The sequence below is a fragment of the Paucisalibacillus globulus DSM 18846 genome (assembly GCF_000482485.1).
Classification (GTDB): Bacteria; Bacillota; Bacilli; order Bacillales; family Amphibacillaceae; genus Ornithinibacillus; species Ornithinibacillus globulus.
This window is the reverse complement of record NZ_KI519440.1, coordinates 169,277-182,904: the sequence shown is the minus strand read 5'-3', so window position 1 is coordinate 182,904 and position 13,628 is coordinate 169,277. Positions and strand designations below refer to the sequence as shown.

Annotated in this window: 15 protein-coding genes; 6 read left to right on the top strand and 9 right to left on the bottom strand. The window is 37.9% G+C overall.

Annotated features, from left to right (window positions below):
- Positions 1 to 465: 465 nt before the first annotated feature.
- The gene (locus K332_RS0120845; RefSeq protein WP_026909219.1) at positions 466 to 1,569 is read left to right on the top strand and encodes a 5-methyltetrahydropteroyltriglutamate--homocysteine S-methyltransferase; all 1,104 of its coding nucleotides are present in this window, start codon (positions 466 to 468) and stop codon (positions 1,567 to 1,569) included.
- A gap of 180 nt (positions 1,570 to 1,749) precedes the next feature.
- Here K332_RS0120845 and rbsK read toward each other — a convergent pair whose 3' ends face one another.
- Complete coding sequence (gene rbsK, locus K332_RS0120840; RefSeq protein ID WP_026909218.1) at positions 1,750 to 2,631, bottom strand: ribokinase; 882 nt, start codon at positions 2,629 to 2,631, stop codon at positions 1,750 to 1,752.
- Between the two features lie 128 nt (positions 2,632 to 2,759).
- Between rbsK and K332_RS24100 the strand changes: the two genes are divergently transcribed.
- The 4 genes from K332_RS24100 to K332_RS0120820 all read left to right on the top strand — a co-directional run bounded on the left by K332_RS24100 (position 2,760) and on the right by K332_RS0120820 (position 6,360).
- The gene (locus tag K332_RS24100; RefSeq protein ID WP_156914255.1) at positions 2,760 to 2,933 is read left to right on the top strand and encodes a hypothetical protein; all 174 of its coding nucleotides are present in this window, start codon (positions 2,760 to 2,762) and stop codon (positions 2,931 to 2,933) included.
- A 66-nt stretch (positions 2,934 to 2,999) separates the two neighbouring features.
- Positions 3,000 to 4,151 (top strand): pyridoxal-phosphate-dependent aminotransferase family protein, encoded by a 1,152-nt coding sequence (locus K332_RS0120830; RefSeq protein ID WP_026909217.1) that lies wholly within the window; start codon positions 3,000 to 3,002, stop codon positions 4,149 to 4,151.
- Positions 4,152 to 4,153: 2 nt separating this feature from the next.
- Positions 4,154 to 5,740, top strand: a complete 1,587-nt coding sequence (gene serA / locus K332_RS0120825; RefSeq protein WP_026909216.1) for a phosphoglycerate dehydrogenase — start codon at positions 4,154 to 4,156, stop codon at positions 5,738 to 5,740.
- Positions 5,741 to 5,760: 20 nt separating this feature from the next.
- Positions 5,761 to 6,360, top strand: a complete 600-nt coding sequence (locus K332_RS0120820; protein ID WP_026909215.1) for a hypothetical protein — start codon at positions 5,761 to 5,763, stop codon at positions 6,358 to 6,360.
- A gap of 30 nt (positions 6,361 to 6,390) precedes the next feature.
- Here K332_RS0120820 and K332_RS0120815 read toward each other — a convergent pair whose 3' ends face one another.
- From K332_RS0120815 to K332_RS0120790, 6 genes are all read right to left on the bottom strand, one after another.
- A complete protein-coding gene (locus K332_RS0120815; RefSeq protein ID WP_026909214.1) occupies positions 6,391 to 7,173 on the bottom strand; it encodes an HAD family hydrolase in 783 nt (260 codons plus the stop codon).
- A 10-nt stretch (positions 7,174 to 7,183) separates the two neighbouring features.
- Entirely contained in the window at positions 7,184 to 7,723 is a 540-nt protein-coding gene (locus tag K332_RS0120810) for a nitroreductase family protein (RefSeq protein WP_026909213.1), read from the bottom strand.
- 52 nt (positions 7,724 to 7,775) lie between these two features.
- On the bottom strand, positions 7,776 to 8,207 hold the full coding sequence (locus tag K332_RS0120805) for a hypothetical protein (RefSeq protein WP_156914254.1): 432 nt from the start codon (positions 8,205 to 8,207) through the stop codon (positions 7,776 to 7,778).
- A gap of 105 nt (positions 8,208 to 8,312) precedes the next feature.
- Entirely contained in the window at positions 8,313 to 8,909 is a 597-nt protein-coding gene (locus K332_RS0120800; protein WP_026909211.1) for a short chain dehydrogenase, read from the bottom strand.
- A 62-nt stretch (positions 8,910 to 8,971) separates the two neighbouring features.
- Entirely contained in the window at positions 8,972 to 10,003 is a 1,032-nt protein-coding gene (locus K332_RS0120795; RefSeq protein WP_026909210.1) for a S66 family peptidase, read from the bottom strand.
- A 103-nt stretch (positions 10,004 to 10,106) separates the two neighbouring features.
- Positions 10,107 to 11,513: a DHA2 family efflux MFS transporter permease subunit gene (locus tag K332_RS0120790; protein WP_026909209.1), complete on the bottom strand. Its 1,407-nt coding sequence runs from the start codon at positions 11,511 to 11,513 to the stop codon at positions 10,107 to 10,109.
- 221 nt (positions 11,514 to 11,734) lie between these two features.
- Between K332_RS0120790 and K332_RS0120785 the strand changes: the two genes are divergently transcribed.
- Entirely contained in the window at positions 11,735 to 12,502 is a 768-nt protein-coding gene (locus tag K332_RS0120785) for an NRDE family protein (protein ID WP_026909208.1), read from the top strand.
- 66 nt (positions 12,503 to 12,568) lie between these two features.
- Here the strand turns inward: K332_RS0120785 and K332_RS0120780 are convergent, their stop codons facing one another.
- Positions 12,569 to 13,258: a CBS domain-containing protein gene (locus K332_RS0120780; protein WP_026909207.1), complete on the bottom strand. Its 690-nt coding sequence runs from the start codon at positions 13,256 to 13,258 to the stop codon at positions 12,569 to 12,571.
- Positions 13,259 to 13,288: 30 nt separating this feature from the next.
- On the bottom strand, positions 13,289 to 13,618 hold the full coding sequence (csaA, locus tag K332_RS0120775; RefSeq protein ID WP_026909206.1) for a chaperone CsaA: 330 nt from the start codon (positions 13,616 to 13,618) through the stop codon (positions 13,289 to 13,291).
- Positions 13,619 to 13,628: the final 10 nt, after the last annotated feature.

The following is a 13,628-nucleotide window of genomic DNA, read 5'->3' as shown; positions in this document are numbered from 1 at the left end:
TGCTACGCACTGCGGGGTCTCACCTATGCCTATCCTCCCGCAGGAGTCTCCCTGTATTTCCTACGCTGGTAGTGAATTAGAATTATTGTACGTAATTACTGAAAAAATGCGTTACAAACAATCCATAACTCGGAAACTCTAACTAGCGCAGGCAGAATACGTAGACTCCTACGGGAACAGCACGTGTCCGAAGACCCTGCAGCGGCGAACTTTCCGCGAGGAGGCTGAGGCCGTGCCCGTGGAAAGCGGAGTATTCTGCCGGAGCGGTAGCATAGCAGTTCATCCACTCCATTCATTAAATTCGAACGGCAATATACAGTATTTACCGCGCAGTTTATACAAACTATGTAATTATCAACAATTTTTAAGTATACATTCTTATTTTTAAATTGTTACTTAGATTGAAAAGAAGCTTTATATAATAGCTCCGCGGGCCAAATATTAAAATAGAAAGAAGGAATAAAAATGAGCCAAACAATCATTACAGCACCATTCAGAGCAGATCATGTAGGAAGTTTACTACGACCAGAAAATCTATTAAAAGCTAGAGAAGATTTTAAGATTGGAAACATCTCAAAAAGTGAACTTCGTGATGTTGAAACAGAAGAACTAAAACGAATTGTTGATAAACAAATTGAGGTTGGACTAGAGCTTGTAACCGATGGTGAATTCCGTCGTTCCTGGTGGCATATTGATTTCCTTGAAAATTTAAATGGATTAGAAGGATATGTACCAGAACGAGGAATTCCGTTTCAAGGGATTGAGACAGAACCATACGATGTTCGTAATATCGGCAAAATATCTTTCAAGTCGAATCATCCTTTTCTAGAAGACTTTAAGATTTTCAATGATATTGTTGCTAACCGTGCTGTTGCTAAACAAACAATCCCAAGTCCAAACCAATTATTTCACCGTTGGATTAGAAATACAGATGTTTATCCTACTGTTGAGGAATATGCGAATGATATTATTCAAGCATATCGGGATGCGTTTAAGGCATTTTACAATGCAGGCGTGCGTTACTTGCAACTAGATGATGTCTATATAGCTGGGTTAAATGCTGATAGTTTAATTGCTTATGAACCAGGACTATCACGCCAAGAGTTAATTGATTTAGCTCTCAATGTTATAAATGGTGTATTAGAAGATAAACCTGATGATTTATTTGTAACCACCCATTTATGCCGTGGAAACTATGAATCTCGCTGGGCATTTGAAGGTAGCTATGCACAAATTGCCCCAACTTTATTTGCCAAGGAAAAAGTAAATGGATTTTTCTTAGAATATGATGATGACCGCTCTGGGGACTTTAAACCTTTAGAATATATTCCAAATGGTGGAGCTAAGGTTGTATTAGGGCTTGTTACATCTAAGTTTGGAAAATTAGAAGATAAAGCAGTCATCATAAATCGAATAAAAGAAGCTGCTCAATATGTTCCTCTAGACCAATTAGCTTTAAGTCCACAATGTGGCTTCTCTTCTACTCATCATGGGAATAAGTTAACAGAAGAACAGCAATGGGAAAAGTTAAAATTCATAGTAGATATTACGAAGGAAATTTGGGGTTAAATATTTCGGGGGAACTACTCCCCCTCTAAGTGAAACTACAATCAGTCGGGGCTACAGGATGTAAGTCATGCAGGCCCCACTGATTATTAGTTTTATGAATCGGACTTTTACTGATTGTTTAGCCCTCCATTTATCATTCATGGGTTCCATTCGAATTTTAAGTGTGTAACCTACAGTTAATTAATCTGCGATAAATTCCATAACCTGCTTTCTAGTTGGCATCCCTGATTGTGCACCAACCTTTGTGATGGAAAGTGCTGCCGCAGCATTAGCAAATGAAACTGCCTCTTCTTTTGAAGCCCCGCCTCCTAATCGAACGGCAAGAGCACCATTAAAAGTATCCCCTGCACCAGTTGTATCCTGCACATTTACTTTATAAGCTGGAATAAGTACTTCATTGCCATTATCATAATAACAAGTTCCGTGAGATCCTTTGGTAATGATTAGTTTGTCCTGAATAGAATCATTGTTAACAGATTCAAATAATGCTAGTGCCTCCACTTCATTTGGGGTAATGTACGTGGCAGATTCTAATACCTGTGCCGGTAAATCCTGATATGGAGCAGGATTCATGATTACTGGTATATTCAAATCGCTAGCAAGGTTCGTAACGTATTGAACAGTCTCCATTGGTATTTCAAGCTGGACGAGAATAATATCACTACATTCGATAATTTTCCGTTGTTTTTCCACTATTTCAGGTGTAACCGCAGCGTTTGCTCCGGGTGCGACAATAATCCGATTATCCTGTTCCGATAAAATAATTGTAGCCGTCCCTGTGGACATATCATTTTTCACTTCGATAGCATCAGTATGAATCCCCTCTTTTTGAAGCTTTACAAGTAATTCTTTCCCAAAGCTATCATCCCCTACAGCACCAATCATATGAACAGTAGCACCTAATCTTGCTGCTGCAACCGCTTGGTTTGCACCTTTTCCTCCAGGATAAGTTGCAAATTCCTTTCCAAGAACTGTCTCTCCCTTTTCAGGCATTTGAAGCGTTGTTACAGTTAAATCCATATTCATACTTCCAACTACAGTAATATTTATTGGTTTTTCCATTTATTCTTTCCTCTCTTTCACCTGAATTTTAAGAATATGTAAAAAAAATATAAAATAATTGGCGGAACTTTGGTAAAATGAAAGATAATAATATTTTCTACATATCTATATTCAGGAGGAACCTCCCTATGTGGTATTGGATTGGAGCAATTATCGTTTTATTAATTGTACTAGAAGAAGGTCTATACTTCCTTTTTAATCGTTTAGCATTTAACAATAAAACAAAGAATCAAGTAAATAATACCCCAGAAGAAGAGTCTACATCAACTAAACAACGTCGTTTCAGAAGACAAAAGCATTAGGTTTTAGCCTGATGTTTTTTTAGTAATAAGAAAAGGTAGTAATTAAGTTAGAGAGGAGTAACTATTATGTTACAAGACTATCAATTACTAAGAATTCCTGGCCCAACACCGATTCCCCCCAGTATCCAGCAAGCAATGATGAAACCAATGATTGGTCACCGAGATCTTGAAACTAAAAAATTAGTAAACAGCATTAGACCAGGACTTAAAAAGATTTTTGGAGCAGAAGAAGAGGTTGCCATTATCTCTGGTAGTGGAACTTCAGGACTCGAAGCTGCTGTAGTGAATGCTGTTAATCCTGGTGATGAAGTACTTGTTATTATTACAGGCTCTTTCGGTGATCGGTTTGCACAAATCTGTGAAGCTTATCAACTTCATGTTCATAAGCTTCACTATGAATGGGGAAAGGCTTTTATACCAGAAGAAATAGCATCATTTCTTGCATCCCACCCATCGATTAAAGCAGTATTTGCTACTTATTGTGAAACATCAACAGGTGTATTGAACCCAATCAAAGAACTAGCAAAGACTATCAAACAAAATTCAGATGCATTAATTATTATTGATGGAGTCTCATGTATTGGAGCAGTTGAAACAAAGCTCGATGAGTGGGGTATCGATTTATGTGTTACCGGTTCTCAAAAAGCTTTCATGCTTCCACCGGGACTTACTTTTATTGCAGGAAGTAAAAGGGCTTGGAACATCATAGAGAAAAGCAACAACCCACGCTTCTATTTAGACTTAAGAAAATACCGTAAAGCCATCCAAGACAATTCGACACCTTTCACGCCAGCTCTTTCTCTACTTTACGGATTAGAACAATCACTAATGTTACTTGAGAAAGAACAACTCCACCATGTGTACAAAAGACATCATGTGATGAAAGAAATGACTAGAGCAGCCTTTAAAGCAATTGACATCCCTCTTTTAACAATTGATGAGGATGCGTCTCCAACCGTAACAGCAATAAAACCAGATAATTTTGAAGCAGATGTCTTAAGGGAAATGTTGAAAAAAGAATTCGGCCTTATACTTGCTGGTGGTCAAAGTAAATTAAAGGGTAAGATTTTCCGAATTGGTCATATGGGATATTCTAGCCCTGCAGATATCTTACAAATTATAAGCCTTGTTGAATTAGGACTTCATAAGATTGGCAAAATCAATGAATTAGGCATCGGCGTGAGGGCTGCGCAACAAGTGTATATTCAGGAGGAATGAGTATGGTATTCAATATCTTAATTTCTGATCCTTTAAGTAACGAAGGAATGCAAGCCCTTCAAACTGTGACAGGCATCAATATTTCGGTACAGTTCGACTGCAGCCAAGAAGAGCTGGAAGCGAACATTGGTGGATTCGATGCCTTGATTGTGCGAAGTCAGACCCAGGTTACTAGGGAACTAATTGAAAAGGCATCTAAATTAAAAATAATCGGTCGTGCTGGTGTCGGTGTTGATAATATTGATATAGATGCTGCAACAGAGCAAGGAATTATTGTTGTTAATGCTCCAAATGGCAATACAAATTCTGCCGCGGAACATACAATGGCAATGCTAATGGCATTATCACGAAATATCCCCCAGGCATTTCTCGCACTAAAAGAGAAAAAATGGGAGCGTAAACGGTATATTGGTATCGAACTAAAAGATAAAGTTCTAGGAATCGTCGGACTAGGACGTATTGGTGCTGAAGTTGCATACCGTGCAAGAGGACAACGAATGAATGTAATCGCTTATGACCCATTTTTAACAAATGAAAAGGCCGAAAAAATGGGCATTTCTTACGGTAGCTTAGATGAGGTGCTCCGAGTTGCTGATTTTATCACCGTCCACACACCATTATTGAAAGAAACGAGACACCTTTTAAATGGTGATGCTTTTAACAAGATGAAAGCCGGTGTGCAAATCATTAACTGTGCACGAGGTGGAATTATTGATGAAGATGCTTTATACGAGGCAATTGTTTCCGGAAAAGTAGCTGGTGCTGCTTTAGATGTGTTTGAAGAAGAGCCCTTTTTACATCACAGATTACTAGAATTACCAGAAGTTATTGCTACTCCACATCTCGGAGCAAGTACGATTGAAGCCCAAGAAAATGTCGCAATCGATGTTAGCGAAGATATCCTAAGATTTTTTCGTGGAGAAACAGTAAGAAATCCAGTGAACATCCCGTCCCTAGATAATGAATTACTTCAAAAAGTGGAACCATATTTCCAACTAGCTGAGAAGCTTGGTGAATTTTTGATTTACCTTACCGATGAAGTGATTGAGGAAGTCTCTATAACCTATGCTGGCGACCTAATTAAACATGAGATATCACCTATAAGCAGAAAAGTCATCAAAGGATTATTAAAACGACATCTTGGTACCCATGTCAATGAGGTAAATGCTCTCTATCTTGCCGACAAACGTGACATCACCTTTCATGAAAATAAAACCAATACAAAAAAAGGATTCTCCAATCTTATTACAGTGGAAATGAAAACTTCATCTGGATTACGCAGTGTTGCAGGTACTTTATTAAATGGATTAGGTCCTCGTATTGTCAAGGTAGACCATTATCGTGTGGATGTCGCTCCATTTGGACATATCATTGTTATTCATCACACCGACCAACCAGGAGTTATCGGACGAATGGGTAGTCTCCTAGCAAAACATGCGGTTAACATTGCAACCATGCAAGTAGATCGTTCTGATATCGGTGGCGATGCCATCATGATGTTGACGGTAGATAAACATGTTGGAGAAGAAGTTATAGAAGAGCTATTAACCTTAGGTGACATACATGATGTAAAAACGATAGATTTCTAGATTATTATTGGGGGAAAACGATGGGATTTTTAAGTTTCCACAAAAACATCCTACTATTATTTTGTTTCGCATTCATTTGGAGTATGCTTTCTAGTACAGTTTTTGCATCCATGGACCCAACAGAGGTGAAAGAAATAAATAAAGAAGCACCCTATCACATCGTTGGTGAAGTTACATCCGATGAGCTATATAAAGATATAACAGAAGATAAAAATCATCCGGTACAAATCCGAAAAATGACCCTTCGAATTTCAAAAGTTGAAAAAGCTCCTGATGGTTTAGAAACAAATAACGTCGTCGAAGTATTTTACCACTACTTTCCTGCTTGGGATGCTAGAAATTATGTTGGTGGAGCACGTACGGATATTGCTGTTCAAGACATTATTACAATTTGGCTTTCCGAAGGTGACTATGGTTGGGAACCTGTTTTAGCCGGAAATTCTATTATCCATCTAAAATATAATGAAGACCGTATGGAACATATAGCCGAACCCTTATTACATAAAATAATGGCTGGATTAGGTAATTTAAGAAATATGAATGTTGATTTGCTCGTACTTTGTAGCCTTGGCGCAATCCTCATTTGGGCATTCTATCGAGGTCTTCGGAAAGTAACATAAAAAATCTAGCATCCAATTAATTTTAGGATGCTAGATTTTTTTTATTAATGGTATTAACTCTATTAGATGTTCTATTTCATACGTTGGTTGAACATCTTTTGACACTTGCTCTTTTCTATTAATCCAAATATTTTTCATTCCAATACGGTTTGCCCCTAAAATATCTGTATGTAAATTATCTCCCACCATGATTGCTTCATCCTTAGTTAAACTAGCTTGCTCAAGAACATACTGAAAAATCGATGGATCTGGTTTCCCAATACCAAATTCCCCAGAAATAACTATTCTATCAAAATAAGGCTTAAGTTCTGCAGTAATCTCTAATTTGACCTTTTGTAATGAAGGTGAACCATTCGTTAAAAGTATTAATTGGTATTTCCCTTTTAGCTGTTTAAGCACATAATACGTATCATCAAATACGAAAGGGAGCTGTTTTCTAAATTTCGGAAAAGCCTGTGCGAGATGTTGTGCGAGGCTGGAATCTTCAATATTTAAAGCAAGTAACCCGTTCCTCCAAACAGCAAGTTGATAGTCTGGAGCAATCTGATGTAAGTGTTGAAAGTCTTCTCCTTCATCCTCAAACGTTCCCCATAACCCTTCAAAAGGATTAATACCTATTTTCTGAGTAAAATCGTAAGTTGAATAAGAGGCGTATAATTTTCTAGCAGACTCCCGAACTTTTTCTTCGAGTTGTTCTGGATGAATAGAATGTTTTTGTGCTGCAATATTACAAGTTGCCTTAAATGCCTCTTGTATACTTTTCATATCATTCAAAAGGGTATCGTCAAGATCAAAGATAATTGCTTTTATCATTTTTAACTCCTTATTTTGAGCTTTTTCCAAATTTTTCATAAAAGACTACTTCTTCCCTTGGCACATGTTTCTTAGGATCTGGTGTCATAGCTGGATAACCCAGACCAAGTACTGCAACAATACGCTGTTCTTCTGGTATATTAATCAGATTACTAACATAACCTTCTCGTATTTGCGATTCCTCTTCATCTTCTGAATGGTACACTGCCCCAAAAGCAGAACCAAGTCCAACCTCAACCGCTTCTAACCAAATAAATGCACATGCAAATGATGCATCCTGTAACCAGTATTTACTCACACTAGGCTTCCCTGTCACTACAATCCCAGCCTGTGCTTCTTTTAACCATTTCATATAAGGAGTTGTATCTGCTAATTGGTCTAACATATCCCTATCCTGTACCACAATCAAATTCTTTGATGGAAGATTATTTCCTGTCGGCGCAAAAACTCCAGCATCTATTACCTTTTCTAGTACATCCTCAGGGATTGGCTTACTTACTTCAAACTTGGTAATTTCTCTACGATCTTGTATTGCTTTGAAAACATCCATTATATCTCCACCTTTCTGATATGAGTGTAACATAAATGCTATTATGCCGTGGCTAATTTAGAGTACGGCTGATGTTTTTAGTGTCCTGGCCGATGTTTTCACGTTTTGGCTGATGTTCCTGCATCTTGGCCGATGTTTTCGCGTTTTGGCCGATATTCCTGCGTAGTGGCTGATATTCCCGCGTTTTGGCCGATATTCCCGCATCTTGGCCGATATTCCTGCGTACTGGCTGATATTCCCGCGTTTCGGCCGATATTCCTGAGTACTGGCTGATATTCCCACTTTTTGGCCGATATTCCTGCGTACTGGCTGATATTCCCGCGTTTTGGCCGATATTCCTGCGTACTGGCCGATATTCCCACTTTTTGGCCGATATTCCTGCGTCCTGGCTGATATTCCCGCGTTTTGGCCGATATTCCTGCGTACTGGCCGATATTCCCGCATCTTGGCTGATATTCCTGCGTACTGGCTGATATTCCCGCACTTCGGCCGATATACCAAAGTTTAGTCTGAATTTCCCTAAGCATATACACTAAACAAAACAACGCCAAAGCAATCCCCCCTGCCTTGACGTCATTCATAGCCTATTCTAATAAACCTCATAATTCTGCCCAGTCTGTGCTCCTTCCACACTCTTCTTATAGGCAAGTGCTACACGACTAGCTGGTACTGGAGAAAATCCTACAAAGTATTTTTCTAATCGTGCAAATGATTCCTGGACAATGGTTGGACTAACACTGTTTATTCGAATCCCTCTAGGCATTTCTATGGAAGCTGCTTTAACAAAGGATTTCACACCCCCATTTGCCATCGCTGCTGATGCTCCCATTCGGATTGGATCATCCATCATCACACCTGTTGTTAGTGTAAAGCTTCCACCATCATTCACATAATCTAAGCCAAGTAATACTAAATTTATTTGACCTTTTAATTTACTTTCAATTCCCCGCTCATTTAATTCAGGAGTTAATTCCGATACAGAAGCAAAATTTGCTCCCCCAGCAGCATTTATTACAGCATCTACTTTTCCAATTTTCTCGTACATTTTCTTGATGCTATCCAACGACATATTATCCACTGTTACATCTAACCCGTTACGTCCAGCACGTATAATATCATGATGTTCAAGTGTTTTACATATTTGACTGCCAATGGTTCCACTGGCACCTACAACTAAAATCCTCATCGGCATTTCTCCTTTGATTAAAATATCTCTATACTTCATAACTATGTTGAACAGTTTGCAAACTATTCCACTCCATGGTCGATAATTGCAAAAGTCTTTTTATCACAATTAATTTCAGCCATACGTCTGTACGGTAAAATAAATTTAGGTTCTGTATGGCCAAAGTTCATATTATATAAAACTGGCAAGTCTGTTAACTGATATTCCGTTAATACCGTAAGAATTTCCTTCTTGTATTCCTCATAGTATGTTTCATCAAGTGGCTTAGCAAAAATAATACCATTCACTTTCTCTAATATTCCTTGTGCCCCGTAGTTTCGTAGCCAGTATCGCACCATACTTGGCTCCGGAGTCTCTTCTGAGGTCTCAAAGAATAGAATACTATTTTCAAACATACTCAAATCCGGCCAAATTATTGTTCCTTTCGCGAACTCCAATACTTCTATACAGCCACCTATCAATGGGCCCCGAGCTATCCCTTTACCTTGTATAACTTCATAACCAGTGTTAGGATTCATCTTACGTTTCCGATTTCTATTAGATTCTTCCCAGGCTACAAATTCACTGGTCCATTCCGGTGTTGGCAATACGTCACCAATTTCCCCACTGGAAAATAAAGTCTTCTTTATTGAATCTATCGTATAAGAATGCATCGAAACATTTTCCGCAAAGTCCGTTAAAATGGCAGGTCCGTAAAAAGATGATATTCCCGCCTTTAGACATATTAAGTGAGTAATAGTCGAATCAGAAAAACCCATGAAAATTTTAGGATTATTTCGAATGACATCGATATCGATGTATGGTAAAAGACGAATACTATCATCTCCACCAATATTGGAAAAAATTGCTTTAATACTTTGATCTTTAAATGCTGTCATTAAATCCGCAGCTCGTGCCTCCGGATTTTGATAGGCAAAATCAGTTCCTTTTAAACTATTTGGCATAGCTACTACCTCTAGTCCAAAAACATTCTGAAGCCTAGCCACACCTTGGTCATAGCGCCATCTTAACTCGGAATCTCCTGCACCACCCCAAGATAAACTAATCGTTGCAACTTTATCACCCTTTTTTAAACAATTGGGCCGTAATATCATTCTAACCCCTCCCCATATAATAAATATTCGGTATCCAATCTAATTTCCCTTTAAAAAGGAGCACTGAAAAATTAATTTTCAGTGCTCCTTTTCCCAAAGCTTCTTATCCTTTAGCCCTTCTCGGATTATTATATTTAATAAAGAATGTAATCACCAACCCAATAGCCGCTGTTACACCGGCTACCCCGAATGCCATATTAACACCGTGAATAATTCCACTTACTCCATCTTCAGGAACAGCAGTTGTTGTCATGATAGTAACTAATAGCGCTGTACCTATTGCACCTGCTACCTGTCTAAACGTATTATTCATGGCAGTTCCATGGGGAAGCATTTCAGGTGAAAGCTGGTTTAATCCAGCCGTCGTAACTGGCATCATAACCATGGCAACTCCTAACATTCGAAATGCATTAACAGTAGCAATGTATGTGAAAGTAGTCTCCTTTGTAAAAATGGCGAACATAAATGTTGTAACCGTCACAAGAATTAATCCGATAATCGACAACCACTTTGCACCGAACTTATCAAATAATCGACCAGTAACCGGGTTCATAAGTCCCATAATGATAGCTCCCGGTAATAATGCCAATCCAGATTCCATTGGCGAAAAACCTAACATATCTTGCATCAATAATGGTAAAATAACTGCCCCGCCAATCATCGCTAAAAATACAGTCATTCCCAGGGCTGTTGTTAAAGTAAATACTTTATCCTTAAAAATGCGGAATTCTAATATCGGTTCCTTAATCTTCAGTTGTCTCAAGATAAACCAAACTAATGTAACTGCACCAAGAACCATGGAAAGAATGACCTCCATGCTAACCCATCCTGCCGAACCAGCTGTGCTGAACCCAAACAAAATACCCCCAAAACCTAGCGTGGATAAAATAATCGATAACAAATCGAGTTTTGGAAATGTTTGTTTCGTTACATTTTTCAATACAAAATATGCTAAGATAATGTCTATTACAGCAATTGGTAATACGATGTAAAATAAACTCCGCCAAGGATAATGCTCCACGATGTAGCCTGACAAAGTTGGACCAATAGCTGGTGCAAAGGCAATAATTAATCCAAAAAGCCCCATTGCTGTTCCTCTTTTTTCTACAGGGAAAATTAAGAACATCACCGTTTGCATAAGGGGCATCATAACTCCAGCTCCTGCAGCCTGGAGCACCCTTCCAATTAATAACGTATAAAATTCAGGAGCAATTGCACATAAAAGTGTTCCTAAAGCAAATGACCCCATTGCAGAAAGGAATAACCCCCTCGTTGTAAATCGCGCAATTAAAAAAGCAGTTATCGGAATCATAATTCCATTCACTAATAGAAAAATTGATTGTAACCATTGAACGGTCGTATCATCAATTTGAAAATCATCTTTTATAACCGGCAAAGCGGTTACTAATAGCGTTTGATTTAATATTGTAACAAAGGCGCCTACTAGAAGAACAGCTATAAGTGGAACTTTATGTATTGTATTTTTTGATTGTATTTCTTGATGTACCATATCTACATCCTTCTTTCTTTATTAACTCTTCTTTATTGATACCACAAGAACAGTTTTTTATGTCTTTTCGTTAATTTTATAATTTACTAGCCTCCAATTTGAATAAGTCCCTATTATAACAAAAATTACTTCGGTTTACGAACCTTTATTCAAAGTCCCTTTCAATGCTTTTTAAAATAAAACACTTTATAATAGTGAAAAAAGGGGGACATGGTTACATTATGTGCTTAATTCTTTTCCATTTACAGGAACATCCAACCTATAAATTAGTCCTTGCCGCTAATCGTGATGAGGCATACAATCGTCCAACTGCAAAAGCGGCATTTTGGCAAGATAAACCAACTATTTTAGCAGGTCGAGACTTAGAACAAATGGGGACGTGGCTAGGAATGTCAAAAGATGGGCGGTTCGGGGCACTAACTAATTACCGGGATCCTGCTCATATGAAACCAAGTAAAGTTTCACGCGGAGAAATTGTCACCAACTTTCTAAACGGAGCTGATTCTACTAAAAGTTATATGCAAAATTTGAGTAATCATAAAAAAGATTATGTCGGATATAATGTGCTTGCAGGAACCCCAGATGAGCTTATGTATTATAACAATATAGAAGATACTATTACAACGATAGATCCAGGTACACATGGCTTGAGTAATCATTTCCTAAACACACCATGGCCAAAGGTTGAAAAGGGTAAAAAAAGATTATCGGATTATATAAGTCAAGCTAAAGTAGTTGTTCCAGAAGAATTATTTACAATCCTTTCTGATTCCGAAGAAGCACCTGAAAGATTACTCCCAGATACTGGCATTGGGTTAGAATTAGAAAAAAGACTTTCTTCCCTGTTTATTAAACTTCCTGACTATGGAACACGATGCTCCACTATATTAACCATTGATCAAGAAAATAATGTTCTATTTATGGAAAGAACATTTCATGCAGGTGAGTTTGTGAATGAAGTTAAATATGATTTTCAAATATCAAAATAAAAATGAAGTTCAAACGAACAAATGAAACGTTTGAACTTCATTACTATGTTTTTTTCCATGCGATTATTATTCAATCCCCATGATATCCCACGTTGTAATAATTCCCATTAATTCATCATCCTTCAGGCCATTACTTGTAATGAGCAATGCATCCACACGCTTGCCTTCACCAATTTTTTCTTTAAAAATTTCTATTGCTTGATATACTGAGGTGTCTTTTGAAATGATTTGATGATTACTTTCTTTTTGGTACGGCATTATTTCTTCAAGAATGATATCCCTTATCGTGGTTTCTTTATTCTTTGCTAGCCATTTGGTAACACCACTTTCGGTGATTAGTCCAATAAATTCTCGTCTATCATACACTGGGAATTTAGAATAACCTTTCTCTTGAATTGCATCTAATAAACTGGAGAGTGAATCCCTTATATCAAAAGCGTGTACCCTCTTCTCAAAATGAGGAATAACAAGCTTTGGACTTGTCATCTCCCCTTCTATCTGTTCAATTTGTTCGACGATAGAATCATGTGGTTCTGCAATAACAACTCCTGTTTCCAGACGATTATGTACAATGGCATTACGAAGCTCCGCAAATTCTAACAAATCATCCTTATATCTGCGAACAATCGCATTATACTTCGTTAAAATCCGAACCGCCTTTGAAAATCCAATTCCCCTGCTATTACCTAGTTCTGTATCCATTGCTTTATCGATTCGATTAAATGCTGTTATAAAACGGTCTGAGTTTCTTGGCATGTTCCATCTCCCTTTATGGATCTACATCTATTATGATATTTTCGTTCCATTTTCTACTTGTTCATCCGGGCGCAATAGGATAACATCATCTTCTTCAGGGACGCCGCCAAGGACCAAGACCTCAGATTTGTATCCTGCAATGCGTCTAGGAGGAAAATTAACAACTGCAACTATCTGTCTTCCAATAAGTTTTTCTGGATTATAGCGCTTTGTAATTTGCACGGATGACTGTTTAGATCCAAGCTCTCCAAAATCAATTTCTAATTTTATAGCTGGCTTACGTGCTTCAGGAAATGCTTCAGCCTTAACGATAGTACCTACTCGCAAGTCTAATTTCATAAAATCATCAATTGTTGCCATATTTACTACC

Coding starts and splice junctions, on each gene's coding strand:
- csaA (WP_026909206.1), bottom strand. CDS start 13,618: ATGGCAACAATTGATGATTTTATGAAATTAGACTTGCGAGTAGGTACT.
- K332_RS0120785 (WP_026909208.1), top strand. CDS start 11,735: ATGTGCTTAATTCTTTTCCATTTACAGGAACATCCAACCTATAAATTA.
- K332_RS0120815 (WP_026909214.1), bottom strand. CDS start 7,173: ATGATAAAAGCAATTATCTTTGATCTTGACGATACCCTTTTGAATGAT.
- K332_RS0120790 (WP_026909209.1), bottom strand. CDS start 11,513: ATGGTACATCAAGAAATACAATCAAAAAATACAATACATAAAGTTCCA.
- serA (WP_026909216.1), top strand. CDS start 4,154: ATGGTATTCAATATCTTAATTTCTGATCCTTTAAGTAACGAAGGAATG.
- K332_RS24100 (WP_156914255.1), top strand. CDS start 2,760: ATGTGGTATTGGATTGGAGCAATTATCGTTTTATTAATTGTACTAGAA.
- K332_RS0120830 (WP_026909217.1), top strand. CDS start 3,000: ATGTTACAAGACTATCAATTACTAAGAATTCCTGGCCCAACACCGATT.
- K332_RS0120795 (WP_026909210.1), bottom strand. CDS start 10,003: ATGATATTACGGCCCAATTGTTTAAAAAAGGGTGATAAAGTTGCAACG.
- K332_RS0120780 (WP_026909207.1), bottom strand. CDS start 13,258: ATGCCAAGAAACTCAGACCGTTTTATAACAGCATTTAATCGAATCGAT.
- K332_RS0120810 (WP_026909213.1), bottom strand. CDS start 7,723: ATGGATGTTTTCAAAGCAATACAAGATCGTAGAGAAATTACCAAGTTT.
- K332_RS0120820 (WP_026909215.1), top strand. CDS start 5,761: ATGGGATTTTTAAGTTTCCACAAAAACATCCTACTATTATTTTGTTTC.
- K332_RS0120845 (WP_026909219.1), top strand. CDS start 466: ATGAGCCAAACAATCATTACAGCACCATTCAGAGCAGATCATGTAGGA.
- K332_RS0120800 (WP_026909211.1), bottom strand. CDS start 8,909: ATGAGGATTTTAGTTGTAGGTGCCAGTGGAACCATTGGCAGTCAAATA.
- rbsK (WP_026909218.1), bottom strand. CDS start 2,631: ATGGAAAAACCAATAAATATTACTGTAGTTGGAAGTATGAATATGGAT.